At 71.8% G+C, this 25,810-nt stretch carries 21 protein-coding genes; 11 read left to right on the top strand and 10 right to left on the bottom strand.

The annotated features are described in order from the left end of the window. Positions 1 to 493: 493 nt before the first annotated feature. The 4 genes from OV090_RS48565 to OV090_RS51415 all read left to right on the top strand — a co-directional run bounded on the left by OV090_RS48565 (position 494) and on the right by OV090_RS51415 (position 3,871). Positions 494 to 1,438, top strand: a complete 945-nt coding sequence (locus OV090_RS48565) for a hypothetical protein (protein WP_267711953.1) — start codon at positions 494 to 496, stop codon at positions 1,436 to 1,438. Further along, positions 1,435 to 1,653: a hypothetical protein gene (locus OV090_RS48560; RefSeq protein ID WP_267711952.1), complete on the top strand. Its 219-nt coding sequence runs from the start codon at positions 1,435 to 1,437 to the stop codon at positions 1,651 to 1,653. Before OV090_RS48565 ends, OV090_RS48560 begins: the two co-directional genes overlap by 4 nt. Before the next feature lie 254 nt (positions 1,654 to 1,907). Further along, positions 1,908 to 2,675, top strand: coding sequence for a M50 family metallopeptidase (locus tag OV090_RS48555; protein ID WP_267711951.1), 768 nt, complete (start codon positions 1,908 to 1,910; stop codon positions 2,673 to 2,675). Beyond that, entirely contained in the window at positions 2,672 to 3,871 is a 1,200-nt protein-coding gene (locus OV090_RS51415) for an aminoglycoside phosphotransferase family protein (protein ID WP_267711950.1), read from the top strand. Before OV090_RS48555 ends, OV090_RS51415 begins: the two co-directional genes overlap by 4 nt. A gap of 105 nt (positions 3,872 to 3,976) precedes the next feature. On the opposite strand, the gene OV090_RS48545 is transcribed toward OV090_RS51415, so the two are convergent. Next, positions 3,977 to 4,834 (bottom strand): sigma-70 family RNA polymerase sigma factor, encoded by an 858-nt coding sequence (locus tag OV090_RS48545; RefSeq protein WP_267711949.1) that lies wholly within the window; start codon positions 4,832 to 4,834, stop codon positions 3,977 to 3,979. After that, positions 4,831 to 5,991 carry an FAD-dependent oxidoreductase gene (locus tag OV090_RS48540; protein WP_267711948.1) on the bottom strand — a complete coding sequence of 387 codons (1,161 nt, stop codon included), beginning with the start codon at positions 5,989 to 5,991 and terminating at the stop codon, positions 4,831 to 4,833. Before OV090_RS48540 ends, OV090_RS48545 begins: the two co-directional genes overlap by 4 nt. A gap of 268 nt (positions 5,992 to 6,259) precedes the next feature. Between OV090_RS48540 and OV090_RS48535 the strand changes: the two genes are divergently transcribed. After that, a complete protein-coding gene (locus tag OV090_RS48535) occupies positions 6,260 to 6,808 on the top strand; it encodes a peptide deformylase (RefSeq protein WP_267711947.1) in 549 nt (182 codons plus the stop codon). Here OV090_RS48535 and OV090_RS48530 read toward each other — a convergent pair. The 3 genes from OV090_RS48530 to OV090_RS48520 all read right to left on the bottom strand — a co-directional run bounded on the left by OV090_RS48530 (position 6,802) and on the right by OV090_RS48520 (position 12,522). Then, positions 6,802 to 9,213 carry a DUF1592 domain-containing protein gene (locus OV090_RS48530; RefSeq protein WP_267711946.1) on the bottom strand — a complete coding sequence of 804 codons (2,412 nt, stop codon included), beginning with the start codon at positions 9,211 to 9,213 and terminating at the stop codon, positions 6,802 to 6,804. The genes OV090_RS48535 and OV090_RS48530 overlap by 7 nt on opposite strands. 14 nt (positions 9,214 to 9,227) lie before the next feature. Next, positions 9,228 to 10,514 carry a DUF1552 domain-containing protein gene (locus OV090_RS48525; protein WP_267711945.1) on the bottom strand — a complete coding sequence of 429 codons (1,287 nt, stop codon included), beginning with the start codon at positions 10,512 to 10,514 and terminating at the stop codon, positions 9,228 to 9,230. A 643-nt stretch (positions 10,515 to 11,157) separates the two neighbouring features. Next, the gene (locus OV090_RS48520) at positions 11,158 to 12,522 is read right to left on the bottom strand and encodes a cytochrome P450 (RefSeq protein WP_267711944.1); all 1,365 of its coding nucleotides are present in this window, start codon (positions 12,520 to 12,522) and stop codon (positions 11,158 to 11,160) included. Positions 12,523 to 12,674: 152 nt separating this feature from the next. Between OV090_RS48520 and ruvX the strand changes: the two genes are divergently transcribed. Together ruvX and mltG are read left to right on the top strand one after the other, a co-directional pair. Next, positions 12,675 to 13,130, top strand: a complete 456-nt coding sequence (ruvX, locus tag OV090_RS48515; RefSeq protein WP_267711943.1) for a Holliday junction resolvase RuvX — start codon at positions 12,675 to 12,677, stop codon at positions 13,128 to 13,130. Further along, entirely contained in the window at positions 13,127 to 14,329 is a 1,203-nt protein-coding gene (gene mltG / locus OV090_RS48510; protein ID WP_267711942.1) for an endolytic transglycosylase MltG, read from the top strand. The genes ruvX and mltG overlap by 4 nt, the downstream gene beginning before the upstream one ends. 402 nt (positions 14,330 to 14,731) lie before the next feature. On the opposite strand, the gene OV090_RS48505 is transcribed toward mltG, so the two are convergent. After that, positions 14,732 to 15,493: a hypothetical protein gene (locus OV090_RS48505; protein WP_267711941.1), complete on the bottom strand. Its 762-nt coding sequence runs from the start codon at positions 15,491 to 15,493 to the stop codon at positions 14,732 to 14,734. 97 nt (positions 15,494 to 15,590) lie between these two features. On the opposite strand from OV090_RS48505, the gene OV090_RS48500 reads away from it, so the two are divergent. Further along, positions 15,591 to 16,667 (top strand): PEGA domain-containing protein, encoded by a 1,077-nt coding sequence (locus tag OV090_RS48500; protein WP_267711940.1) that lies wholly within the window; start codon positions 15,591 to 15,593, stop codon positions 16,665 to 16,667. An 80-nt stretch (positions 16,668 to 16,747) separates the two neighbouring features. Here the strand turns inward: OV090_RS48500 and bioD are convergent, their stop codons facing one another. From bioD to OV090_RS48480, 4 genes are all read right to left on the bottom strand, one after another. Beyond that, positions 16,748 to 17,473, bottom strand: a complete 726-nt coding sequence (gene bioD / locus OV090_RS48495; RefSeq protein WP_346660424.1) for a dethiobiotin synthase — start codon at positions 17,471 to 17,473, stop codon at positions 16,748 to 16,750. 53 nt (positions 17,474 to 17,526) lie between these two features. Further along, the gene (locus tag OV090_RS48490; RefSeq protein WP_267711939.1) at positions 17,527 to 18,585 is read right to left on the bottom strand and encodes an SPFH domain-containing protein; all 1,059 of its coding nucleotides are present in this window, start codon (positions 18,583 to 18,585) and stop codon (positions 17,527 to 17,529) included. A 51-nt stretch (positions 18,586 to 18,636) separates the two neighbouring features. After that, on the bottom strand, positions 18,637 to 19,014 hold the full coding sequence (locus tag OV090_RS48485; RefSeq protein WP_267711938.1) for a hypothetical protein: 378 nt from the start codon (positions 19,012 to 19,014) through the stop codon (positions 18,637 to 18,639). A gap of 120 nt (positions 19,015 to 19,134) precedes the next feature. Further along, positions 19,135 to 19,623: a hypothetical protein gene (locus OV090_RS48480; RefSeq protein ID WP_267711937.1), complete on the bottom strand. Its 489-nt coding sequence runs from the start codon at positions 19,621 to 19,623 to the stop codon at positions 19,135 to 19,137. Positions 19,624 to 19,804: 181 nt separating this feature from the next. On the opposite strand from OV090_RS48480, the gene OV090_RS48475 reads away from it, so the two are divergent. From OV090_RS48475 to cysS, 3 genes are all read left to right on the top strand, one after another. Continuing rightward, positions 19,805 to 22,888, top strand: a complete 3,084-nt coding sequence (locus OV090_RS48475) for an MXAN_5808 family serine peptidase (protein ID WP_267711936.1) — start codon at positions 19,805 to 19,807, stop codon at positions 22,886 to 22,888. A 124-nt stretch (positions 22,889 to 23,012) separates the two neighbouring features. Next, entirely contained in the window at positions 23,013 to 24,179 is a 1,167-nt protein-coding gene (locus OV090_RS48470) for a hypothetical protein (RefSeq protein ID WP_267711935.1), read from the top strand. A gap of 20 nt (positions 24,180 to 24,199) precedes the next feature. Further along, positions 24,200 to 25,780: a cysteine--tRNA ligase gene (cysS, locus tag OV090_RS48465; protein WP_267711934.1), complete on the top strand. Its 1,581-nt coding sequence runs from the start codon at positions 24,200 to 24,202 to the stop codon at positions 25,778 to 25,780. The last annotated feature ends 30 nt before the right edge of the window (positions 25,781 to 25,810 follow it).

Below are 25,810 nucleotides of genomic sequence, written 5' to 3'. Positions count from 1 at the left end.
AGACCGAGCACACCGCGTGCACACGTTCCGCGCAATCTTGCTCGTGCATCGCAGCCAGCGCTGCGCACTTCGGGCCCACCCTCGCCGCGCTCCGACACGCCCGCGGCAGACTCGAAGCTCGAGACGCCAGTCACTCGACCCGCGCCGACGCGATCGCCGGGACTGCGACGCGGGGGTACCAGCCGGCCGCAGCGCGCCGCGTCACTGACGCGACCTCCGCCTGCCGCAACCTTCGTGATGCAGTCCGGACATCCGCCCGCTCCTCACGGACAGCGAGGGACCACGCGCGGTGATCGACCCGACAGGCGAGGCGCACCGATCGGCCGCCCCGCAGGGTGACGCTGCGGAAACGCCGTGGCGACGGCGCCCGACCCGCAGCGCGGGGCCCCGCGGACCGCCCGTGAGGTCGCGTTCATGGGCGACCGACCTCTCGTGGCCAGGCCGCTCGCCAGGGTTTGCGCTGCCGGGCCGGCCTGGTAGCGTGGGCCCCGCCATGGCCGCGCTGTTCCCGTTCACGACCGACGAGGCGAATGCCGTTCTCCGGGCTCTGAAGACCGTGGCGATGGCCGACGGCACGTTCGCGGTCAAGGAGCGGGCCCTGCTCTCCGCCTCCGCCGAGCTGCTCGGCGTCGAGGCCGACCCCGACGCGCTGACCACCATCACTCCCGAGGAGCTGGCCGCCGCGCTCGTCGATCCCGACCGACGCCTCATGGCGCTCAAGGCTTCTCTCGTGATGGGCATCGTCGACGGCCAGGTCTCGCCGGAGGAGTGGCGCGTGCTCTCGGCCTTCCGCTCGGTGCTCGGCGTCGAGGAGGGCGCGATGCAGGTGTTCCACGACCTCGTGCAGCAGCACCGCCAGCGCACCCAGTACGAGCTGCAGCGCCGCCTCGGCTCGCCGCAGGCCGGCACCCTCTACGCCGCCCAGGGCTGGCAAGGCGTGCTCAACTTCTTCACCGAGGACCTGCTCGCCCTGCCCAAGACCCGCGAGAACAGCGAGCTCGCCTGGCGCTACCGCCGGATCGGCCTGCTGCCGGAGGGCACCCTCGGGCGCGAGCTGTGGCGGTACTACCGCGAGCGTCAGTTCGCGTTCGCCGGCGAGCAGGGCGGCGTGCCCGAGGCGCTGGTCCACCACGACATCACCCACATCCTGGCCGGCTACGAGGCCGACCTCCAGGGCGAGCTCGAGACCCTCGCCTTCATCGCCGGCCTGCGCGGCGAGGACCCGTCGAGCGCGCTGTTCCTGGTGCTGCTGCAGCACGCCGTCGGCGCCCGCGTCGGCGACGACAGCGGCCTCAGCTTCGATCCGCCGCGGATCCTCGCGGCCCGCGACCGCGGCCGCGCCACCACCGAAGACTTCTCGCGCCGCCACGACTTCTGGGACGTGATGGACCGCCCGATCGGCGAGCTCCTGCAGCGCTTCGGAGTCCCGCCGCGGTGACCGACGCGCCGCAGGTGTTCGACCTGTCCGAGGTCGACGCCGACGCGCCCGAGGTCGTGCTCGCGTGGGTCGAGCGCCTGCGCGCCGCCGCGGCCCGCGGCCGGGTGATCGTCCGCGAGTGCCCGCAGATGCTCGCGCACACCCTCTATAAAAGTGCCCTGCTCGGCGACGCGATCGTGCTCGAGTCGGTGCGCGCCGAAGAAGCCTACGGCTGAGCGCCGCGCCGCGAGACATCCGCGCTCGAACGATACGCCCTTGCGCCGCGAGACGCTTGCAGCCGAACCACGCGCCGAGCTCGAATCGATGCGCACCGAACGAGCCTGCCGCCGCTCATTCGTCTCCGCGCCCTCGAGCTCGCTCACGACCCCGCAGCCCCGCCGCGAGTTTCACCGCGCCGCGCGACGCGCCTGCACCCCCGTCGCAGCCGGGCCGCGAGCGCGCCCGGGTCGCCATGCTACGCTGCGATGTGATGTCCTCCGCAGCGCGCGCCTTCGCCAGGGCTCACGACCAGGCCCGGGTCACCCGACGGGCCCGCGGCGCGCTCGTCGCCAGCGCCGCGATCACCCTCCTGCTCTATCTCATCCCGTTCGGCGGCCTGCTCATCTACCCGCTGCTGCTGCTGTCCACGCTCGCCCACGAGCTCGGCCACGGCCTGGCGGCGCTGGCCACCGGCGGCTCGTTCCACGCGTTCTACCTGTGGCCTGACGGTTCGGGCATGGCTGTTCATACAGGTCCCGAAGGACATGCCCTTCAGGCCATCGTCGCCGCCGGCGGGCTGATCGGCCCGGCGGTGGTCGCCGGCGCCTGCTTCGCCCTGGCCCGCCGCGCCGGGGTCGCCCGCGTCGTGCTCGGCCTGCTCGGCCTCGGCTTCCTCGCGGCCGTCGCGCTCGTCGTCGAGAACCCGTTCGGCTTCTGGTACATCGGCGGCGTCGGCGTGCTGCTGTTGGCGCTCGCCGCCCGCGCCCGCGCCCAGGTGGCCCAGACCGCGCTGGTCTTCCTCGCCGTCCAGCTGGCCCTCAGCGTGTTCTCCCGCGCCGACTACCTGTTCACCGCCAGCGCCCAGACCTCCGCCGGCGTCATGCCGTCCGACTCGGCCCACATCGCCGCCGCCCTCGGCGGCTCCTACATGCTGTGGGGCGCCGTCTGCGGCCTGTTCTCGGTGCTGGTGCTGGTCCTCGGCCTGTGGCTGTTCACCCGCGGCGAGAGCCGCGTCAGCCTGGCCAGCCTCCGCCGGTGACGCACGTGACCCCCGAGCTGCGCGCGCTCGCCTCGCAGCTTTTTAGAAAAAATGAACATGAAGATGTCCCGGAGAGCCTGCTCTCCTGGACATGTCTCAAAAGTCATCCGCACAGCGCGGCGATCTGGCAGGTCGCCGCGCCCACCGGCGCGCTCGTCCTCAAGCAGCACCGCTATCCGCGCCCGTTCCAGCAGGAGCTCCGCGCCTATCGCGAGTGGCTGCCGGCCCTGGCGCTCGCCGGTCCCTCCTCGGCGGGCCTGATCTCGACCGGCGATAAGCTGTCTCTCGGGACATCGGGTTGCGCGGCAGAGCCACCGCTCGAGACATCCGGCTCCGCGCGTGACCTGCCGCTCGGACCGCTCAGGTCCGCGAGCGAGCTATCTCTCGGGACATCCAGTCTCACGAGCGCCCTGTCTCTCGGGCTATCCAGCTCCGCGAGCGCCCTGTCTCTCGGGACATCCCGCTCGGCGAGCGCCCTGTCTCCCGGGACATCCAGCCCCGCGAGCGCTCCGGCACCCCCGACCCACAGCACCGAGCCGGTCGGCCAGCCTCGCATCCGCGTCCCGGCGCTGCTCGCCTTTGACCTCTCCGCGCGCACCCTCGCGCTGACCGTCGCCCCCGGCGAGCGCCTGTCTCTCGGGACACACGACCCCGCGCTCGCCCCGGCCGCCCACGCCGCCGCCGGCCGGTTCCTCCGCGCCCTCCACGAGCTCCCGGCCGCCGACGACGACCCCATGCCGCTCGTCGACGCCATCGCCGCCCGCCAGAGCGAGTGGCACGCCCGCGCCCGCGACCTGCTGACCCCCGCCGAGCGCGACGCCTTGCAGCGCCTGGCCGCCCGCCGCGACGCCTTCGCCGGCGTCCGCCGCGTGCCGTGCCACCGCGACTTCACCCCCGACAACTGGCTGCTGGACGCCGACGGCCTGTGCGTCCTCGACTTCGAGCACGCCCGCCTCGACGCCCCCGAGGCCGACCTCGTCAAGCTGTGCGCCGACGTCTGGCCGGACCGCCCCGACCTCGCCGAGGCCTTCTTCGCCGGCCACGGCCCGCTCACGCCCGACGCGACCGCCCGCCTCGACGTCCTGCTGGCCCTGCACGCGGCGGCGACCCTGGCCTGGGCCGAGCGCCACGACGACCCGGCCTTCCGCGCCCTCGGCCGTCGCGCCCTCGCCGTCGCCCTCGAGCGCGCTTCTTAACGCTGCCCACGGACGGCCAGCGTAATACGGCGCATCTCAGGCGCTCGTGGCATGCCCATGAAGACATGCCCGTTCAGACATGTTTTTCAAAGCATGCCCGAACGGTCAGTTCAGCGCCGCCAGCTTGTCCGGGTTGACCATGATGTGCAGCGAGTGGATCTTCTCGTCGTCGGTCTCGATCGAAACCGCCGCCACGGCCACCCCGTGATCCCACAGCACCGCGGCCGGCCAGCCGTTGATCTCGACCAGCGAGACAGTGCCGTGAGCGCCGCCCTTCTTGGCGATCCCGACCATCATGCGAGACACGCGGTCGGGGCCGAACACCGGGTTGCGAGCGGCCCGCGCTCGTCCGCCGCCGTCGGACCAGGCGACCACGTCGTCCGCCAGCAGCTGCTGCAGACCGTCGAGGTCGCCCTGGGCCACCGCCCCGAGGAAGGCCCCCAGCAGCTGCTCGTGCTGCTCGCGCGAGCGGGCGAACCGCGGCCGCTTCGAGCGCACGTGCTCGCGCGCGCGGTGGGCCAGCTGCCGGCACGCCGCCTCTTCGCGGCCGACGATCGCGGCGATCTCGGCGAAGTCGTAGTCAAACACCTCGCGCAGGACGAACACCGCCCGCTCGAGCGGGCTCAGGGCCTCGAGCAGCACGAGGAAGGCCAGCGAGATCGACTCGAGGTCCGGCGCCGAGCCCGTTTGCTCGGTGGGCAGCGGCTCGGGCAACCAGGTGCCGACGTAGGCCTCGCGCCGCGAGCGAGCCGACTTGAGCTGATCGAGGCAGAGCCGCGAGACGACCGTCGTCAGCCACCCGCCCGGCGCCTCGATGACCCCGTGATCGGCCGCCTGCCAGCGCAGGTGCGCCTCCTGCAGGATGTCCTCGGCCTCCGCCGCGCTGCCGAGCATGCGGTACGCCAGCCCGAACAGCCGCGAGCGATGGGCCCCGAACAGCGTCGCCGCCTCGTCCGGGCTCACTGCGCCGCCTCCACCGCCACCAGCGGCCGCGCCGGCCCGCGCTGCCAGCGATAGGCCAGCAGCCGCCGCTGCTCGGCCCACAGCGCCAGCACCGTGTACTGGCACACCCGCTCCTTGATCCACGCCGCCACGCGTCCCTTCACGATCCGCTCGCGCGGCCGCCCGGCCCCGTCCATGAACTGCAAGATGCCATCTCGCCGGCCCAGGCTCACGCAGTAGCCCGGGTCGGCGAAGCGGAACTCGTGCACCGCGCCGCCGGTCAGCTCGGCCACCGCAGTGTCGGCCGCGTGTGCCGCCATCGGCATCGCGGTCTTGCACCCGGCCCCCAGCCAGCCGCCGCCGGTCGCCGCGCAGGCCGCCGCGTCGCCGGCCACCAGCAGGTCCGGCCGGGCGTGGAGGTAGGCGTCGACGATCACCCGCCCGTCGGCCGCCATCGGCAAGCCGAGACCGGCCAGCAGCGGCACCGCCCGGAAGCCGGCCGCCCAGGCGCACAGGTCGAAGCCGATCGGCCCGGCCGCGCTGTCGAGGTGGTCGGCCGCCACCGCATGGACCCGGACCCCCTCCCGCACCGCCACGCCGAGGCGCCCCAGCACCGCCCGCGCGTGTTCGCGCGCCTTTCGGCTGAGCCCTGGCACGAGCTCGCTCGCCGCCACCAGCTCGACCCGCAGCCCGGGCAGCGCCTCCGCCAGTTCAGTGGCGATCTCGACCCCGGTGAGGCCGCCGCCGCACACGGCAAGCCGTCCGCCGCGCGCGGCAACCCGCCTCGCCTCGCTGAACAAGCGGGTCACGCGGTCGCCGTCGATGGCGTACGCGTGCTCGCGCGCGCCGGGCACGAGATCGAGGTCGACCGAGCCGCCGGTGCACACGATGGCGCGGTCGAATTCGAGCACGCTGGCGTCGGTGACGAGCCGCCCGGGCGCGACTTCGAGCGCGCGCGCGTGGACGAAGCGGACCGCAGTGCCTGCGATCAGCGCGGCCACGGGGTGGGCGACGCTGCGGCCGGTCGCCGCCAGCTCGTGGAGGCGGACGCGCTCGACGAGCTGCTCGCTGGCGCCGACGAGGGTGACGGCGATGCGACCGCGGGCGATCCGCGCGGCGCGCAGGGCCGCGAGCAGGCCGGCGTAGCCGGTACCGATGACGACGAGATGCGGGGTCATGCGAGTTCTCCTGGTTCGCCGGCATGACGAGGCAGCCCCCGCGCCGCGTGACACGATTTTTTTCGCGCCGAGCTCCCCCCCGGTCCGCGCGCCAGCGCTCGCGGCTCGCGCACAAAAAGAGGAAGCAGACGATCACCTTCACCGCCCCGAATTCAAGCCCTGCATCTCATGGCCACTGCACCGGAGTCGCCGACCTCTTCACCACCTCGACCGACCCATCGCCGACTCATCCTCCCCACCCTCGAGCCCCCCGTGCGATCGTCCCGGCGTGTCCGCGATCCTCCGCCTCGGCGACCCGCGGTTGCGTGCGGTCGCTCGCCCCGTCGACCTCGCCGCGCCCGAACTCTCGATCGCAGTCGAGCGGCTGCACCGCGCCCTGGCCGAGTTCCGCGCCGAGCACGGCTTCGGCCGTGCGATCGCTGCGCCGCAGCTCGGCATCGATCTGCGCCTCGTCGCCCTGAACCTCGGCGACGGGCCTCGAACCTTATTAAATCCCGAGATCGTGTGGCACGGCGACGAGACCTTCACCCTCTGGGACGACTGCCTGTGCTTCCCCGAGCTGCTCGTGCGCGTGAGGCGGTGGACATCGATCTCCGTGCGGTACCACGACGAGCACGGTCGGCTTCACCTGCGTGAGCGCTTGCCCGCCGCCGAGTCCGAGCTCCTGCAGCACGAGCTCGATCACCTCGACGGCGTCCTCGCGGTCGACCGCGCCGACGGCCCTGACGCGATCGTCACGCGCGCCGACCATGACCGCGAGCCCGAGCGCTACGCGGCCATGGTCGATCGCCGACCCTCAGCCTCTCATCCTCAATAAAGGATGCAGAAGCCGAAGCTCGTGGTCCCCTGGGCTGCGACCTCGGCGTTGTAGGGCTCGCCGGTCCACACGAAGTGCATCGTGTCCTGCGTGTACTTGGCGTTCCACGCGTTTTGAATCGTGCCCTGCATCGCGATCGCCACCTGCCACACGATTGGCGCACCCGTCGTGTTGCTGACCGTGACCGAGTTGCACTCGCCCTGCTCCCACTTCGAGTCCTGGGTGATCTGCACGTCGATGCCCGGCGACGTCATCGGCCCCGGCTGCGGCTCGCCGGTGGTCGTGCCGCCGCTCGTGGTCGTCTCCTCGCCGGTCGTCGTCTCGCCGCCCGTCGTCGGGTCCTCGCCCGTCGTCGGGTCGCCGCCCGGGCTCGGCGCTCCGCCGCGCTCGCGGAAGAACCGCGTGCCGACCAGCGCCAGCACCAAGCTGTCGAGCCGGCCCTCGGCCTCGACGAACGCCGCGGACAGATCGTCCTGCACGCACTTCAGCTCGCTGCCCGCCGCCGAGCCGACCGCGTAGCGGGCCCACTGCAGCGTGTAGCAGGCCTCGACGTCCGGGCTCCCCGCCAGCAGCTGCGCCAGCTCGTCAGCCCCGTCGAACGGCCCGTTCGTGTTGTCGGTCAGCAAGACCTCTCCCGTCGCATCGATCGCGTGGATCCCGTCCATCGTGCGCGTGCGGCCGATCGCGTCGTAGTGTTCGAAGCCGAAGCCGATCGGGTCGATGCGCGCGTGACAGCCCGCGCAGGTCGCATCGGCCGAGTGCTGGGTGTAGCGCTCGCGCGTGCTCAGGCCCGGATCGACCGGCGGCGGCGAGGTGTCGAGCGCCGGCGGCGGCGGCGGCATGTCCTGGCACAGCAGCCGCTCGCGCACCAGCTTGCCGCGGTGGATCGGCGACGACGACGTCGGCAGCGCGTGCGTCGTCATCACCGCGCCGTGCGTCAACAGGCCCGCCGCCGAGGCGGCCTCGGCCCGCTTGAAGCCGGCCGGATCGGGCTCGCCCGCGCCGGCCTCGACCCCGTAGTAGCTCGCCAGCTCGTCGGTCATGAACGAGTAGTTTGCGGTCAGCAGCTCCGCCAGAGAGCCGCCGCCGCGGTACACGTCGCCGACGAACCGGTGCGTCTCGCCGAGCATGGCCTCGCGGATCTGCGGCGTCAGCTCGGGGTACAGCATCGCGTCGCGCGGCACCGTGCGCAGGCGGTCGATGTGCAACCACTCGTCGACGAAGCGGTGCAGCGTCGCGTCGGCGTCGGCGCTGGCGAGCAGGCGGGTGGCCTGCATCCGCAGCACGTCCGGGTCCTTCAACGTCCCGTCGTCGGCCGCGGCCATCAGCGCGGCGTCGGGCGGGCCGCCGACGATCAGATACGACAGCTCGCTGGCGAGCTCGTACGGCGTGAGCTCGTAGATGCCCTCGCCCGCGTGTTCGCCGAGCTCGGTGCGGTAGAGGAACCCCGGCGACTGCAGCATCGCCGCGATGGTCCAGCGGATCCCGCCGTCGAACTTCTCGATCGCGGCGGCCTCCTTCCACAGCATCTCGTAGCGCGCCTGCTCGTCGGCGGTGAGCGGCCGGCGGTACACCTGCTTGCCGAAGCGGGCGATGAAGTCGTGCGCGCAGGTCTGCTCGCCGTCGGCCAGCGGGTCGCAGCCGAGCCGCGTCGGCAGGTCGGCGACGATCAGGTCCGCGATCTTCTCGGCCGCGTCGCGGTACTGGTCGGCGAGCAGCCCCGAGACCACCAGCGCCCCCGCGTTGTTCGTATAACCCTGCACCACGGTGTCGGCCGCGAAGCCGAGCCCGAGCTCGGTCGATGCGCCGAGCACCGCCGCCAGGGTGCGGTTGTACTCGACGTGGCTGAGGCGTCGCACGCGTCGCACCCCGGCGCCGCCCTCGTCGCAGCCGGCCGCCCCCTCGCCGTCGGGCCCCGTGCACGAGAACGTCCCCTGGCTGCGCGCGACGAACTGCGCCAGCGCGTCGTAGGCCTCGGTGTCGGGCGTCACGACCATCCCGCCCTTGTGCATGTCGGGGTGCTGGTTGGTCGGCTTGAGCAGCAGGATCGACGTCCCGCCGTCGTCGTCGAGCGCGACCTCCTTCGCCGCCGCGAAGTTGGCCGCGAGCCAGCCTTCCTCGCCCTCGGCCAGCAGGACCATCCGCGTGTCCTTGGCCAGCCCCTCGGGGTTGTGACAGGTGATGCAGGTCTTGCTGAGGATCGGCGTCCACACGCTCGTCTCGAAGAACTGCGCGTCGCTCGGGCAATCGCCGCCGCCGTCGGTCGGGTCGCCGTTGCTCGTGCCCATGCTCGTGCCGGTGCCGGCGGTCTCGCCGTCGGAGTCGGTGCCCGCCCCGCCGCCGCCGTTCTGGCAGGCCGCGAGGCTCAGGAAGATCGCGAGGTTGCTGACGAGAGTCGTGCGCATGGTCCTCGTCCTCCTCACGCCAGTCCGGGGAGCGGGCCGTTGCCGACCATCGGGTTGCCGAACGTCTCGTTGCTCAGGCCCATCGCCTGACACAGCGACACCATGAGCTTGCCGTGCGACTCGCCGCTGTACTTGAGGTAGCGGCCGGTCTGCCAGCGCCCGCCCGCGCCGCCGGCGATCACGAACGGCACGCCGACGCAGGTGTGCAGCCGCGAGTCGCCCATCTCCTTGGCCCACAGCACGATCGAGTTGTCGAGCATCGAGCCCTGCATGTCGGCCTCGGGCGTCATCGCCAGCTTCTGCACGAGGTACTTGAACTGCTCGGCCATCCACCGCTCGCACTCGACGAACTGGGCCACCCCGGCCACGTTCGAGTCGTCGATGTGCGACAGCGAGTGATGCCCCTCCGCCACCCCGAGCCACGAGCACACCGTCGGGCTGACCGTGTGCGACAGCTGCAGCGACGCCACCCGCGTCATGTCGCACGCCAGCGCCGCCACCATCATGTCGATCTGCGCCGCGGTGATGTTGGGGAAGTTGGCGTTGTCCTGCGTGCCCCCGCCCATCGGCGCGTCCGGCAAGCCGCAGCCGACCGCCCCCATCAGGCCCTTCTCGACCTTGGCCAGCGCGTCGAGGTGCGCGTCGAGCTTGGGCCGCTCCTCGCTGCCGAGGCGCCCGCGCAGCGCGCTGGCCTCGTCGACCAGCAGGTCGACCACGCGCTGACGCCGGGCCCGCAGCGCCGCCGCGGCCTCGTCTCCGCCCATGAAGTCGCCGAACAGCCGCCCGTACACGTGCGCCGGGTCGTCGTCCGGCGTGACCCACGCGCCCGGGCCCGCGTACGACATGCGCGTCTGCACCCCGCCGCCCCACGCCGACGTCTGGACCCCGAACTCGAGCGACGAGAAGCGCGTGTCCTGACCGATCTGCGCCGCCACGTACTGGTCGATCGACATCCCGCCCGACTCGTCGGACGCCGTGCCGCTGGCGGTCAACATCGCCGCCATGCCGCCCTCGTGGTTATCGGCGCCGAAGAAGTCGAGGCCCTCGACCACGATCAGCTGATCCTGGATGTCCGCCAGGGGCTCCAAGATCGAGCCGACCGGGAAGCTGAAGTCAGTCTCGGTCCCGCTCGGCCTCCAGTGCTGCGGGATCGTGCCGTTGGGGCTGAAGAACACGATCAGCCGCCGCGCCGTCGGCCCGCCCTCGGCCCGACTGCTCGGCGCCGTCAGCAGATTTAAAAAGGGGGCGGCGACCAGACCGATCCCGAGGCCGTGCAGGACGCTTCGACGACCTATCGACATAGACTCGCTCCTGCATAGCGGAGCGGCGGCGCATCTGTCGATGCGCGTCGATTCGGTACATGTAAGTCCCGGCAGCGAACGCCCCGCGCATGCCCGCGCCCGGCCCTCGCAACTCGCGCGCCCCGAGCTGCGCGTGCGGACGAGCGATGGATCATCACATGTCCCTTAAAACAGGTGCTACGGCCCTCGACCCCCGCGAATCATGCACGCTCGGGGCACATGTCCCCCAGGACATGTGATTCCGGGCCACGGCCGAGCCCGCCGGACCTCCGGCCGCTCCTCGGGGCCCCGCGCCGGCAGGGCTCGCTGCTCGCGGGCTCGAGCGCTTCGGGGCCATCCAGAGCGCCGAACCTGTCGCCGGTGTCATGGGAGGGGCATGAACCGAGACCTGTCCTCAGGGACAGCTCATGACAGCCGCCCCCTCGCCGCTCGTCGGCGACCTCTGCGAGGACATCTGCGGCGTCGGGCGCTCTGCCGCTCCTCGCGGCGGCATCCCCACCGCGAGCACCCTGCATCGCTGGATGTCGCAGCGGCACGACAGGCTCGCGCTCCGTCCGGCGGCCCGCTCCTGCTGGCCTGCTTCGGCCTCGCCTCGTCCCGCGCATGCGGCCGCCGTCCCGACCGCACATGTCCTCGGAGACAGCTAAACCCGCGGCCGCACGTGCATGCAGATGCTCCCGGCCGGGCCGACCGGGATGTTGAAGCGGTGGCGCGCGTCGCTGTTCTCGGGGACAGGTGAGAACTCGTAGCGCAGCGCCAGGCGGGACAGCACGATCTTCGCCTCGAGCAGCGAGAAGTGCTGACCGACGCAGCTGCGGGGCCCGGTGATGAACGGCAGCCAGCGGTGGCCGACCGGCTCGTCGCCGAGGAAGCGGTCGGGGCGGAACGCCTCGGGCTCGGGCCAGTGGCGCGCGTCCTTGTGCAGCGCTTGCATGTGCACCATCACCTTGGTGCCGCGCGGGATCACCAGCTCGCCGAAGCGGTCGTCGACCACCGCCTCGCGCACGACCACCGGCACGATGTTGTACAGCCGCAGCGCCTCCTTGAGGCACGCCCCGGCGAAGTCGAGCCGCTTGAGCTGCTCGTAGTCGGGCACGGCGTCGCCTTTGTTGAACACCGAGGCGGCGTCGGCCCGCAGGCGCTCGAGCTCGGCCGGCTGCTGCGTCAACGCGTGCAGCGTCCACGTCAGCATCGCGCTCGAGGTGTCGTGGCCGGCGAACAGCATCGTCTTGAGCTCGTCGCTGACGAGCCGCTCGCTGTCGTCGGTCCAGCCGCGCTCCTCGAGGCTGATCAGCAGCATGTCGAGCATGTCGGCCGGTCGCGCCTTGGGGTCGGCGCGGCGGGCCTTCACGCGCGCGCGGATCTTTTCCAGCAAGAACGCGTCGAGCTGGGCCAGCGAGCGGTCGTAGCGGAACTTCGCCGGCGTCGGCAGGTAGCCGCGGAACGGCAGCCAGACCCGCTTGTTGGCCTCCTCCACCAGCGGCTCGTAGAGCCGCGGCAGCACGTCGTCGCTCTGGTGCGGCGGCATCTGCAGCGTCGCCTCGGCGATCACCTGCAGCGTCAGCCGCCGCATCTGCGCGCCGATGTCGACCGGCCTGCCGCTGCGCGCGTGCGCGTCGAGCACCGCCGCCAGCCGGTCGACGGCGCGGATCGACGCCTCGGCGACGTTGCGCAGCGCCTCGATGCGGAACGCCCGCGCCAGCACCGCCCGCTGCTTCTTCCACAGCTCGCCGTCGCTGGTCAAAAGGCCATGTCCGAGGATGTCGAGGAAGGCGCCCATGGCGCGCAGATCCTTGACGTAGTTGTCGGCGGCGCCGACGATCACGTGGCGGATGAATTCGGGGTCCGAGGTGACGAGGTAGCTGGCCCCGGGGATCTGCAGCCGCACCGTGGGCCCGCGCTCTCGCAGCCACCGCTCCGTCACGTCCCACGGCGCCCCGGCCATGAGCGCGGCCATGTGACCGACGACAGGCAGCTTCTGCGGCGCGTGCGGGACCTGATCGAGCATGCGGCGGAGCATCGACCCCCCGGCCGGGCGCGCGCAAGACCGGCCTCCCCCGAGTGTGCGGTGAGCCCGCGCAAGATCGGCCCGAAAGCAAGCCCGGGCCGAAGCTCGCGAAATTGCCCGGGTGAGGCCCCGCTGTGCTAAAAACCCCGGGCATGCGCGCCCTCGGCCTCGACGTCGGCAGCAAGACGATCGGCGTCGCCGTGTCCGACCCGAGCGGCACGATCGCCAGTCCCCGCCAGGTCCTTACGCGCCGCGGTCACGCCGAGGACGCCGCCGCCGTCGCCGCGCTCGCCCGTGAGCTCGAAGCCGGCGCCGTGGTGGTCGGCCTCCCGCTCGAGCTCGACGGCTCCGTCGGCCACCGCGCGCGCCAGGTCCAGCGCTTCCTCGCCCTCCTCGAGCCGGCCCTGAGCGCGCTCCCGGGCTCGCCCCGCGCCTTCACCTGGGACGAGCGCTTCAGCACCGCCGGCGCCGAGCGGGCGCTGCTGCAGGCCGACGTCTCGCGCGCGCGCCGCAAGCAGGTCATCGACGCCGCCGCGGCCCAGTTCATCCTCCAGGGCTGGCTCGACGGCCAGCGCCGTAAGGACATGTCCGGAGAGACAGGCACATGACCCAGGCCCCGAGCGCAGCGAGCAAGCGCCAGCGCCTGCCGTGGTGGCGTCCGCGGCGCTCGCGCTGGGCGCAATACGTGGCCCTGGTGGTGGTGACGGTCACGCTGGTGGTCGGCGGCGTGTGGCTGTCGCGCACGTACCAGCGGGTCATAGACTACCCCGAGCGCCCGGGGGTCGGCAGCGCCGAGCCGATCGCCATCGAGGTGGCCAAGGGCGCCAGCTTCCCGCAGGTGCTGACCCAGCTGGTCGAGGCCGGGGTGATCCCCGACGACGAGGGCCTCTACTTCAAGCTGTTCGTCCTGCACCGCGGCGCGGCCGGCAAGATCACCGCCGGCGCGCACACCTTCCGCGCCGACATGACCCCGGAGCAGGTCCTCGCCGAGCTCGTCCGGGCCCAGCGCACCGAAGAGACGCGGGTGACCATCCCCGAGGGCCGCAACATCCTCGAGGTCGCTGACATCCTCGCGGTCGCCGGCTACGGCGACGCCTCGGTGATCCTCGCCACCATGCGCGATCCCGCCTTGCTCAAGGAGCTCGGCATCGAGGGCGAGAGCGTCGAGGGCTACCTCTACCCCGACACCTACAAGTTCCCGACCGCGGCCACGCCCGACCAGGTGATCCGTCGCATGGTCGAGCAGCACCGCAAGGTCTTCGACAACCTCAAGCGCAGCCACCGCGAGGCGCTCGAGGAGCTGAAGAAGACCCTCGGCTGGGGCGACCGCGAGATCATCATCATGGCCTCGCTGGTCGAGAAAGAGACCGCCGCCAAGCACGAGCGGCCGCTGATCGCCGGCGTGTTCCTCAACCGCCTGCGCTTCTCGTCGTTCCAGCCCAAGCGGCTCGAGACCGACCCGACGATCATCTACGGCTGCACCGCGGCGGTGAAGAAGTCGGCGGCCTGCGAGAAGTTCGAGGGCCGGATCCGCCGGATCCACCTGCGCGACCCCGACAACCCGTACAACACGTACACGCACGAGGGCCTGCCGCCGGGGCCGATCACCAACGCCGGCAAGGCCGCGTTCGAAGCCGTCCTCGCGCCGAAGAAGTCGCGCTTCTTGTACTTCGTGTCGCGCAACGACAAGACGCACCAATTTTCAAAGACGATCGCCGAGCACGAGGCCGCGGTCGAGAAGTTCATGCGCCAGGGCGCCGTCGGCGACGGCTCGGCCGCAGGCGCCGCCGACCCCGACGCGGAGTAGTCGGCCCGGGCGCGGGGTCGTTGGATCACATGTCCTTCGCGACATGTGATTCGGGAGCCCGCTCGATGAGCTACCTGTCCCTTCGGACACACCGCCGTCGAGCACGATTCGGTTCGTCCCGCAGCTGTCTTTCGGGCATCCAACGGGATGGGCTGCCGCGAGCATGTGGGATCACAGGTCCTTCGAGACATGTGATCGACGGAGGCGGCTCGTCGACGGCCAGAGGGTGCATCCGTCGCACGAGCACCCAGGCGCGAATCGCCGCGTCGCGCAGCCTGTCCTTTCGGACATCCGAAAGATCGACCTGCCCCGGGCCGGGTGAAGCAGCCGCAGCCCTCGCTAACTCGGAGCGCGCCTTCGCCTCGACGATCGTCGGCGGCGCTGCCAGTGCCCGCTCGGGGCTCAGGGAGCCTTCGCGCTCGGCGCTGCCAGCTTCAGGTCGCTGAGCGCCCAGCGGTCGCCGGTGCGGGCGAATGTCAGGCGGTGCGGTGGTTCGCGCAGCGTGACCGTGACGCGGCGCTCGCCGATCGCCTCGCGCGAGGCCACCGTGAGCTCACTGCTCAGCGCTGCCAGCAGCTCGGGCAGGCGGTTCTCGGTGAACAGGAGGTGATCGTCGAGCGCGCGCGTGAGGTCGGCCAGGGCCTGCGCGCGCAGCTCCGGGAGCGCCGCATCGTCGCGCACCACTGCCGCCAGGCGCTGCAGCTCGGCGACGATCGCCTCCGGCTCGCCCTCGAGGCCGCGCATGCGGACGAACTCGTTGCCCGGGCGGGCGATCGCCGTGCGTATCGCGTCGAGCTGACCGCGGGCCTCGCGGGGCCCCTCGAGAGCCACCAGCTCGCGCGCCTCGCCGACCCGCTCCAGCCGCTCACGCGGGTTGTTCTGGCTGAATTCCCACACTTCGAGCCGCGGCGCCGCGCCCGGCCTCGCCACCGCCACGCCGATCTCCGCCCGCCCGTGCCGACCGTCGGCGAGCTCGAACACCGGGCGCGCGGCGAGCCCTGCCGGAATGCTGTCGCGCAGGGCCGGCCCGTACAGCCACGGCTCGGGCGCGCGTGCGGGGGTCTGCGCGGGCTGCGGAGGCGGTGCCTCCGCGGCGGGTCCCTGCGGGCAAGCGAGCGCGAACGCGAGCGACGCGGCGAGCAAAGCGGTGCGGAGGCGGGTCACCGGGGGCTTGCACAGGGTGGGATGGTGGAGGGGCTAAGGTCAAGCGTGATAGCCTCGGGAAGAGATGGACCTCGCGCGACGGAGCCTTGCGGTGGCGATGGCCGCCAGTGTGTGCCTCAGCACTTCGGGGATCGGTGAGGCCGCGGCAGCGGCCCCGCGGCCCGTGCTGACGTTCGCGGCCCCTGGCGAGGGCGCCGAGCAGCAGGGCGCGAAGCTGGCGATCTTGCCGCTCGTGATCGAGGGTTCGCTCAGCGAGGCCGACCAGAACTCGCTCACGCAGTCGCTCAGCAGCGGCCTGCAGCGCGGCAACTTCACCGTGCTGACGCCCGACCAGGTCATCACCGCCGACAGCGGCGCCGCCAGCTGCGACAACGCCGTCTGTTACAAGTCGATCGCCACCAAGACCGGCGCCGCCTACATCGTCCGCGCCGCCGTCACCGTGCGCGACCGCGACTACAACGTCCACGTCGACCTGTTCAACGGCAACGACGGCCAGCGGATCGCCGCCACCCAGGATGGTTGCGAGATCTGCGGCGTCGTCGACGCCAGCGGCCTCATCGACTCCGCCGCCGCCACCTTGCGGCTCAAGCTCGACGCTTTGGCCAAGGGGCCAGCCTCGTTCAAGCTGCAGACCGACCCGCCCGGCGCGCTCGTCACCATCGACGGCGAGATCGCCGGCACCACCCCGCTGAACCGCCCGATCGTGCCCGGCAAGCACGTCATCCGGATCAGCAAGGAGGGCTTCATCGCCCTCGAGCGCGAGGTCACCTTCGTCGAGGGCGTCGGCGAGGAGCTGCAGTACGCACTGGAAAAACTGCCGAGCCGCCTGCCCGGCAAGGGTTGGGGCTACGCCTCGATCGCCGTCGGCATCCTCGGCATCGGCGGCGGCATCGCCCTCACCGCGATCGACGGCCGCAACTACTCGCTCGACTGCGAGGGCGAGAACGTGATGAACCCGGGCATCACCGGCGAAAAAGAGTGCAAGTACCTCTTCAACACCAAGTGGTACGGCGTCGCCGCCACCATCGCCGGCGCCGCGCTCCTCACCCTCGGCACGGTCATCCTCATCAACTCCCGGCCCAAGACCGACGCCGGTGACAAGCGCGCCGCTCGCCGCGGCGTCCGCCAGCTCGGCATCGGCCCGGGCAGCCTGATCCTCCGCGGCCAATTCTAAAAGAGGGCCTGCCGCTCGGGACATGTCCTTGGCGGCATGTTCTAAAGAGCATCATGACCAGCCCGCCAGCTGTGCGTGTCTCAAGGACCCGGTGAGCTGCGCGCCGGGTTCGTCATCGTCGCCCACGCGTCCGCGGCCAGCCACGCCGTATCGGCCGCCGCGTGGGGCATCACGCCCAGGCACGGCAGCCCGCTCGCGGCCGCGATCACGGCCGGGTTGTGGGTGCGCGCCGCGTCGGGCATCGCGTGGGTGTCGACCAGGAAGAACCCGCGCGGCGGCAGGCCCAGCGCGCGCAGGGCGAAGATCGTCAAGAGCGCGTGGTTGACCCCGCCGAGGCCCAGGCGACCGACCACCACCGGCGCCGCGCGCAGCCCCGCGACCCACGCCGGCAGCCAGGTCCCGCCGGGCATCGGCACCCACAGCCCGCCGGCGCCCTCGACCAAAGTCACCTCGGGTCGGTGCGCCGCCTCGAGGTTCTCCATGACCGTTCGGACATGCCCGATAGGCCCTGTCTCCCGCAGCATGTCCTTCGAGACATCCAGTCTCGGACCCCCGGTGAACGCCGCAGCATCCTCGACGATGCCCGGGGCCAGCGGCTCGGCGTAGCGCAGCGGGCAGATCTCGCTGGCAGTCACGCCGAGGTCGCTGGCCGCCGCGAGGCGCTCGGGATCTGCCTCCGGTCCCGACTGTCCGCTGGCCGCGGGCTTGAACGGCAGCACCCGCAGCCCCGCCTCCGCGGCCGCGCGGAGGAGCGCGCACGCGAGGGTCGTCTTGCCGCAGTCGGTGTCGGTGCCGACCAGGAACACCCGCGGGGGCGGGCCTGCAGCGCGCGCTGCAGACCCGGGGGGAGCCGCGGCGCTCAGAAGGCCTCGAGCAGCTTGGCGCGCTTGGCCTTGTACTCCTCTTCGGTGAGGAGCTCGGCCTCGAACGCCGCCTTGAGCTTGCGCAGCTTGGCCTCGAGGCTGTTGTCGTCCGCGGGCGCCTGCTGCTGCTGTTGCGGCTGCTGCTGGAACTGCTGCTGCGGGTTCATGGCGCCGGCCATGCCGCCCATCATCTGGGCCATCATCTGGCCCATGCCCATGCCCATCCCCATGCCCATGCCGGCGGAGGAGGCCCCGCCGGCGCCGGGGTTGCGGGCCGCGTCGCGCATCACGCCGAGGCCCTCCCAGGCCATCGTGTTGTCGACCCCGCGGGCCGCCTGAGCGGCAGCGGCGTCGAGCGCCTTCTCGATCTCCGGCGGCAGCGAGATGTTCTCGATCACGAAGCTGGTCAGCAGGAGGCCCAGCTTGCCGAACTCCTCGGCCAGGTCGCCCTTCACCGCGTTCTCGAGCACGTTGTAGTGCGCGGCCATGTCGGCCACGCTGAGGTCGCTCTTGCCGGCGGCGATGGTGAACTTGCTGACGAGCTGGCGCTTCAGGTACTCGGCGATCGAGTCGGTGGTCGTCAGGCCCTGGGTGCCGACGATCTCCTTGAAGAACACGCCGGGGTCGGAGATCTTGAAGTTGTACGAGCCGAAGGCCCGGATCCGCACGCGCCCGGGGCGGCCGCCGACCGAGAACTCGGGGTCGCGGATGAGCACCGGGTTGGCGGTGCCCCACTTCTGGTCGACGTACTGGCGCAGGTTGACGAAGTAGATCTCGACCTTGAACGGGCTGCTGAAGCCGTACTTCCAGCCCTTCAGGCGCGACAAGATCGGCAGGTTCTGCGTGCTGAGCGTGTGCGTGCCGGGGCCGAACACGTCGGCGAGCTGGCCCTCGTTGATGAGGATCGCGGCCTGGTTCTCGCGGCAGACCAGCTTGGCGCCGTTCTTGATCTCGTGGTCGTCGTCAGGGAAGCGGTAGACCAGCGTGTAGTTGGTGTTGTCCAGCCACTCGATGATCTCGATGAACTGGCCCTTGATGAAGCTGAGGATGCCCATGGTCGCTCCGGTGCTGCGGGTGATTCGAGAGGGTGACGCGGCCGGTTAGTTTCAGGCCAGGCCCGCGCGGAGGGCCTCGGTTTCGAGCTCGACGAACTCGACGTTGCTCAGGCCGAACACGTCGGCGAGCTCGGCGAGCGCGAGGCGCTCGGCGACGCTGGTGTGCCCGTCGCGGTGGACCAGGGCGATCGCGGTCTTGAGGAAGATCCGGCGCAGGTAGGTCTTGTCGAGCACCTGCACCGCCTCGAACTTGCTGAAGCTGGTGCCCTTCAGGTCGTCGAGGGTGATGCTGGCGCCTGCCTCGCGCAGGAAGTCGGCGATGAGCTCCAACTCCCGCGGGTCGATGCCGTCCACGCTGGCGAGGTGGTGCAGACCGCGGGCGAACACGTCGATCTCCTCGGGGGTCATGCTGCCTTGCTGGCTCTCCATGGCCCGAGATGGTACGGGCACGAACCCGCCGCCGCCAGCGCCGGCCGCAAATAGAAAACGCCCGCGGTCCAGCCTGGACCGCGGGCGTCGCACGACTCGACGCCACCAAGCAATGAGCGTCTAGAGAACCTCGAATTCGCGGGTGAGCAGCAGTTGCGCGGGCTCGTCCCCCGCCAGCGTGAACACTTCGACCTTCCACCGCCCGCGCTCGTCGGGGTTCAGCGGATGGCTGGCTGCGAGCGCCAGCGTGGTCGTCGGCGCGAGGACGCCCGGGACCTCCTCGCGCGACTCGCCGTGAGTCCACACGAAGGTCACGGGGCGCGGCTCAAGCAGGCTGTCGGCGCGCAGGTGGAGGTGGACCGAGCCGGCCTCGGCGGTGAAGGAAGCGGCATCGACCAGCGGTCCGGCCGCCTGCGCCGCCAGCACGGCCGCGACCTGGACCGCGTGCCCGACCGGGCGGGCCGGCGTGGCCGCGAACGCGGCCTGGGACGACGACAGATCGGAGCGGAGTTGCCCGTCGGGCAGGATGTGCTCCGGAGTGATGGGCGCGTCGACGCAACCCACCACGAGCATGGCCACAACGAGGGAGAGCAGGTTCGTGGTGCGCAAGCGGAAAACTTGACATGCCTGTCCCGTGCCAGGGGGCATGATCAGTGTTTCAAGTGACTTGGCCAGAGGCGCGGGATCCGCTCGCGACAAAAGCCATCATCGCTGCGATGATTCGTAGATTTGCCCCGGATGCCCCCACATCGGCCATCGGCAGGGGCCGCCGGACGTTATGCTAGCGCTGATGGTCGCTCGTCGCCTCGCCGCGGGTCTCGCCTCCGTTTTGCTCTGCGGGTGCTCCACGAAGGATCCCGGCGAAGCCGCGGCGGCCGCCCGACCGGCGGAGGAGGCGGCGGCACCGGAAATCGACGTCGCCGCCCGCCTGCAGCTCGACCGCCGCCGCTTCCCGCTGACCGTGTGGGCGGCCTACGTCGTGCAGCAGGAGTACTTCGACAAGGAGCGCATCAACCCGCGCGAGCAGTTCGCCGAGGCCCTGCGCCACCTCGGCCTCAACACGCCGGAGTTCTTCGCCGCGGTCGCCGGCGACACCGCCACCGTCACCGTGGCCGACTTCCGCCGCGAGTTCTCGCTCGCCGGGCTGACCGACCTGCCGAGCGTCGCCGACCGCCTCGAGGAGGTGCTCGCGTTCGTGCAAGACAGCCTGCGCCTCGACGCCGAGGCCACGCACAAGGTCGAGTACGCGGCGATCAACGGCATGCTCGCGCCGCTCGATCCGCACACGATCCTCCTCACGCCCGAGGAGCACACCGACCTCGGCGTCAAGACGCGCGGCCAGTTCGGCGGGATCGGGGCCGAGATCCGCGAGGACGAGCGGCGGATCCGGATCGTCAAGGTCCTGCCGAACAGCCCCGCCGCGGCCGCCGGCCTCAAGGACGGCGACCTGCTGCTGCAGATCGACAAGCAGAGCACCGTCAACCTGCGCTCCCCCGACGCGCAGCTGATGCTGCGCGGCCCGATCGACACCAAGGTGACGGTCAAGGTCCAGCGCGGCCAGGAGACGCTGACGCTGACGATCACGCGCAAGATCATCCGCGTCGACAGCGTCACCGCCTCGCTGCTGCCGGGGAAGATCGCCCTCCTCGAGATCTCCACCTTCCAGGAGAACACCGGCGAGCAGGTGCGCAAGGCCCTCGCCGACCTCACGCCCAAGGGCGAGGCGCTGCGCGGCGTGGTGCTCGACCTGCGCGACAACAGCGGCGGCCTGCTCACGCAAGCGGTCGAGGTCGTCGACGCGCTGGTCGCCGAGGGCGAGCTGGTGATCGTGCGCTCGGCGCTGGGCCGCGAGGCCGAGGACGCCGCCGCCGAGATCAACCTGCCGGCCGACGCCGCAGTGGTCGCGCTGATCAACGAGGACTCCGCCTCGGCGGCCGAGATCGTCAGCGGCGGCGTCAAGGCGCTCGGCCGCGGCGTCGTCGTCGGCCGCCCGAGCTTCGGCAAGGGCACGGTGCAGCTGCTCAAGCCGCAGAACCTCTACGGCCGCGAGCTCGCGCTGAAGATGACGATCGCCGAGTACCAGGTCGCCGGCGACACCAAGATCCAGACCGTCGGCGTGCGCCCCGACCTCTCGATCTACCCCGTCGAGCTCAGCGACATCACTGCGGTCGCCAACTACTTCGACACCGAGCGGTTCGAGCGTCGCCGCGAGTCGACCCAGGTCGCGCACCTGCCCTCGGCCAAGCACGAGGCCGCGTTCGCCGGCAAGGCCGCGGGCGACGGGCCGCGCCTGCGCTACTTCGCCGGTCGCCAGGGCACGCCGCTGCCGCGCCCCGCCGAGGGTCCGGCGGCGATGGCCGACCCGGAGGTGCAGATCGCCCGCGACGTGGCCGACGCCCTGGCTGGCCTTTCGGACAGCAAGCAGCGCGCCGCCAAGCTCGCTACGCTGAACGGCGAGATCGCCGCCCGCGAGGATCAGAAGATCGCCGACGGCATCGCCGCCACCAAGATCGACTGGGCCGGCGCGCTCGGGGCCGGCAGCGACCCCACGCTCGAGCTGCGCGCGCGCGTCGTCGACGACAAGAAGATCGCCGCCGGCCAGCCGTTCACCCTGCGCGTCGAGGTCACCAACAGCGGCAGCGAGCCGGCCGAGCGCGTCCACGTGATCACCGACTGCCTGCGCGACGAGCTCGACGGCATCGAGCTGCTGCTCGGGCGCATCGAGCCGGGCGCGACCGTCAGCCGCGACGTCCGCCTCTACGTCATGGCCTGGCACACCGACCTCGTCGACACCCTGCGGGTCGACGTCCACGCCGGCGAGCCGGGCCCCGCGGCCGACGCGACCACCACAGTGCGCTTCGACATCGCCGGCCTGCCGCGGCCGCGCTTCGCCTACGATTACTGGATCGTCGACGACCCCGAGCTGGCCGCCGCCGCGCCGCAGCGGCCCAAGTCGCCGCCGCTCCCCGGCGAGCCGCCGTTCGCCGTCAAGGGCAACGGCGACGGCGTCCTGCAACCCGGCGAGCAGGTGCTGCTGGCGCTCGAGATCCGCAACGACAGCGGCGCCGACAGCTCCGACGCCCGCGCCCTCATCCACAACATGTCCGGCGCGCAGGTGCTGCTCGAGGAGGGCTTCTTGCAGCTGGGGAAGATCCCCACCAAGGGCGCCGTGCGCGGCGCCTTCGGCCTCAGCGTCAGCGAGCAGGCCGACCCGAACAAGCCCGTCGAGCTCGAGGTCATCGTCGCCGACGTCGTCGTCCGCGAGAGCGTGCGCCACAAGTTCGACATCCCGCTCGGCCCGCCCGCATCCGGCTTCGTCGCCGGGCCCGCGCGCGTGGTGGCCGGCGAGGAGCCGGTGCGCCTCTACAACGCCGCCGACGGCCAGTCGCGGCAGCTCTCCGAGGTCGCCGGCGGCACCGCGCTCGACATCCTCGGCACCGCCGGCGGATGGAGCGCCGTCGCGGCCGGGCCCGGCCGCCGCGCCTGGCTGCCCAGCGACCTGGTCAAGGCCGGCGGCGCGGTCGGCAAGGGCAGCAAGCTGCCGGACCGGCCGGCCCTGCTGGTGCAGCCGCCGGTGATCGAGGTCGACCCGGTGGCGCCGGTGGCCGCGGGTGCCACGGTGGAGATCCGCGGCACCGCGCGCCACGAGGGCCGGGTCCGCGACGTCGTCATCGCAGTCAAGCCGCCGGGCACCGCCCAGGTCGAGCGCAAGCTCGATTACCGGGCCAATCCCGCGCATCAGGGCGCCGCCGCCCGCAGCCTCGAGTTCTCCGCGCAGGTGCCGCTGGAGCCGGGCAGCAACCGGATCCTCGTCACCGCCCGCGACGGCGACGACATCGAGGCCACCCGCGAGGTCTGGGTATTTCGCGAGTGACGGGGGAACCTCCCCCCGCCGCGACGGTCCCACGGACCGCACGCCCCTGTGATATAGCGAGGTTGTCGTGAGCGAAGCGACGGATCCAGCAGACGACTCTCCCCGGCCCTCCGGGTCCGATTCCATGGCCGGCGCTCCGCGTCGGCGCCGCTCTCCCATCATCGACGTCGCGGTGGTCGCGCTCGGCGGCTACCTGCTCTACTGGATGTTCGGCGACGTCCGTTACTTCCTCCAGGGCAGCGAGCCGCAAGATCTCGGCGACGCCGCCGCCTTCGTCGACAAGGGCCTCGCCGACGACCTCGACGACACCTACGTCGTCCTCCACGGCACCCCCGACGTCCAGCACGCCGCGCGCCTGCGCCTCGAGCCCAAGGGTGGCGGCAGCGGGCGCACGATCGGCTACCTGCGCATCATCGAGGGCGGCGGCAGCCTGTTCGCCGCCATCCCGCGGACCACCGAGGCCGCGCCGCAGCAGTTCGAGGGCGTGTTCGAGGGCCGCATCCGCCGGCTCGCCGACTCGCCCAACTTCGCCGCCATCCAGCAGCACTTCGACGGCGAGCGCATCGTCGAGGAGCGCGACGCGACCCCCGCCGCGCTGCTCGACGCGCTCGGCAAGCGCCAGGGCGACGCCCTCACCGTCGTCGACACCGGCGGCCAGAGCCTCGCTCTCGGCACCAAGGCCACCGTCACTCTGGTGGTCGAGCAGCCCGACGTGCAGGTCCAGCTCGGGCGCAGCAGCTTCGACTCGCAGGCGTCCGCGGAGGCGGCCGTGGCAGCGCTCGGCGTCCCGTACTACGCGCCGCCGGAGCAGAGCAACACCCGCTTCTACAGCTTCTACGTGCGCCTGCCCGCCGGCGAGCGTGAGTCGGCGCAGGCCAAGCTGTCGGTCGCGGCGGTCATCCCCGAGGGCGCCAAGCCGGCCGACCCGAGCGTGGGCGCGGTGATCTTGCCGTGGATCACCAGCTACCCCGTGCTTGCGAGCGACATCACTGCCGAGGGCGGCAAGTTCAGCTTCGTGCCGGGGGACAACGCCAAGCCGGGCTTCGACTTGCAGGACGGCAAGCTCGTCCCGCGGCCGCTGCAGGCCGGCAAGCTCGTGCTCGACCCCGGCGACGTCCGGGCCGTGCGGCTCGAGCGGCCGGTCGTCGTCGACCCGCAGGGCTATGTGATCGACGTCGGCGTCCGCCCGCGCGACCGCTGGCTCGAGGTGGCGATGTGGTGCCTGGTGCTGCTGGTCGTCGGGTGGAACGTCGCTAGCCTGGTCGCAGGGTGGCGCGCCCGGCGGGCATGAGGCACACTGCCTCGCCCGAGATGAGTACGACGCCCACGCTGCTTCTTTACGACACCATGAGCGGGAGCAAGCGCCCGCTCGAGCCGCTCGAGCCGGGACACATCGGCTTCTATCTGTGCGGGCCCACCGTCTACGCTCTGAGCCACATCGGGCACGCGCGCTCCGCCATCTGTGCCGACACCGTGGTCCGCTTCCTGCGCGAGCAGGAGGTGCGCGTCACCTTCGTCCGCAACGTCACCGACATCGACGACAACATCATCAAGCGGGCCCAGGTCGAGGGCATCAGCGCCGGCGAGGTCGCCGCCAAGTACACCGCGGCCTACCACGAGGACCTCGACTCGCTCGGCTGCCTGCGCCCCGACGTCGAGCCGCGCGTCACTGGCACGATCCCCGAGATCGTCGCCCTCATCGAGACCTTGATCGCCCGTGGCCTGGCCTATGAGTCAGGTGGCGACGTGTACTTCCGCGTCGCCGCCTTCTCGACCTACGGCGCGCTGAGCAAGCGCAGCCTCGACGACATGCAGGCCGGCGCGCGGGTCGAGGTCAGCGAGCTCAAGGAGAACCCGCTCGACTTCGCGCTGTGGAAGGCCGCCAAGCCTGGCGAGCCGGCGTGGCCGAGCCCGTGGGGCCCCGGGCGGCCGGGCTGGCACATCGAGTGCTCGGCGATGAGCAAGGTCCACCTCGGCGAGACCTTCGACCTCCACGCCGGCGGCCGCGATCTCATCTTCCCCCACCACGAGAACGAGATCGCCCAGTCGCAGGGCGCGTGCGGCCACGGCACCTTCGCCCGCCACTGGATGCACAACGGCTTCGTCGACTTCGCCGGCGAGAAGATGTCGAAGAGCCTCGGCAACTTCTTCACCATCCGCGAGGTCACGGCGCTCTATCCGCCCGAGGCCGTGCGGTGGTTCCTGATCGGGGTCCACTACCGCTCGGGCATCAACTTCGACGTCGAGGTCCCGTGCCCGGCGTGCGCACGCCCGCTCGACACCGAGGCGCAGCAGGGCAGCGCGTGCCCGGAGTGCGGGGCCGCGCTCGACCGCGACAGCCTGCGGGCGCACATCCGCTTCCCCGGCCTGGAAGAGGCCGACGAGCGGGTCGCCTACGTCTACGACACCCTCGCGCGCGCCCGCCGCGCTCTCGACGAGTCCGAGGACTCGCCGGAGAACGCGGTTTCCGCGAGCGTGAGCGGGATGCTCGCCGCGTTCACCGCGGCCCTGCGCGACGACCTCAACACGGCCGCGGCCGTGGCCGCCCTGAGCGAGCCCTTGCGCGAGATCAACCGCCTGCTCGAGGCCAAGAAGAAGGGCGCCGCTGCGGGCCGTACGGCCACCCTGCGCCGCTTCCTGGCCGACTTCCCGGCCGTCGCGCGCATGCTCGGCCTGTTCGCGGCCGACCCGGAGACCTGGCTGCTGGGGCGCCGGGCTCGCAAGGCCGCGCGGCTCGGCCTCGACGTGGACGATGTCGAGCGGAAGGTCGCCCTCCGCGACGAGGCCCGGGCCAAAAAAGACTGGAAAGAGGCGGACCGCCTGCGAGCTGAGTTAAGCTCGATCGGGGTCCTCGTCCGCGACGGCGTCGATCGCTCCACCTGGACCCTCTGAGCCTTTCCCTCGGCCCCGCGGCCCGAGGGC

Origin of the sequence: Nannocystis sp. RBIL2 (assembly GCF_026626745.1) — a bacterium.
Classification (GTDB): domain Bacteria; phylum Myxococcota_A; class Polyangia; order Nannocystales; family Nannocystaceae; genus Nannocystis.
The sequence above is the reverse complement of the archived record's forward strand: the minus strand, read 5'-3'. Positions and strand labels throughout refer to the sequence as shown.

Excerpts from the sequence above, each read along its gene's own strand:
- OV090_RS48520 (WP_267711944.1), bottom strand. The coding sequence starts at position 12,522 with ATGCTCGATCAGGTCCCGCACGCGCCGCAGAAGCTGCCTGTCGTCGGT.
- OV090_RS48555 (WP_267711951.1), top strand. The coding sequence starts at position 1,908 with ATGTCCTCCGCAGCGCGCGCCTTCGCCAGGGCTCACGACCAGGCCCGG.
- mltG (WP_267711942.1), top strand. The coding sequence starts at position 13,127 with ATGACCCAGGCCCCGAGCGCAGCGAGCAAGCGCCAGCGCCTGCCGTGG.
- cysS (WP_267711934.1), top strand. The coding sequence starts at position 24,200 with ATGAGTACGACGCCCACGCTGCTTCTTTACGACACCATGAGCGGGAGC.
- OV090_RS48485 (WP_267711938.1), bottom strand. The coding sequence starts at position 19,014 with ATGGAGAGCCAGCAAGGCAGCATGACCCCCGAGGAGATCGACGTGTTC.
- OV090_RS48540 (WP_267711948.1), bottom strand. The coding sequence starts at position 5,991 with ATGACCCCGCATCTCGTCGTCATCGGTACCGGCTACGCCGGCCTGCTC.
- OV090_RS48525 (WP_267711945.1), bottom strand. The coding sequence starts at position 10,514 with ATGTCGATAGGTCGTCGAAGCGTCCTGCACGGCCTCGGGATCGGTCTG.
- OV090_RS48490 (WP_267711939.1), bottom strand. The coding sequence starts at position 18,585 with ATGGGCATCCTCAGCTTCATCAAGGGCCAGTTCATCGAGATCATCGAG.
- OV090_RS48475 (WP_267711936.1), top strand. The coding sequence starts at position 19,805 with ATGGTCGCTCGTCGCCTCGCCGCGGGTCTCGCCTCCGTTTTGCTCTGC.
- OV090_RS48500 (WP_267711940.1), top strand. The coding sequence starts at position 15,591 with ATGGCCGCCAGTGTGTGCCTCAGCACTTCGGGGATCGGTGAGGCCGCG.
- OV090_RS48565 (WP_267711953.1), top strand. The coding sequence starts at position 494 with ATGGCCGCGCTGTTCCCGTTCACGACCGACGAGGCGAATGCCGTTCTC.
- ruvX (WP_267711943.1), top strand. The coding sequence starts at position 12,675 with ATGCGCGCCCTCGGCCTCGACGTCGGCAGCAAGACGATCGGCGTCGCC.
- OV090_RS48470 (WP_267711935.1), top strand. The coding sequence starts at position 23,013 with ATGGCCGGCGCTCCGCGTCGGCGCCGCTCTCCCATCATCGACGTCGCG.
- OV090_RS48530 (WP_267711946.1), bottom strand. The coding sequence starts at position 9,213 with ATGCGCACGACTCTCGTCAGCAACCTCGCGATCTTCCTGAGCCTCGCG.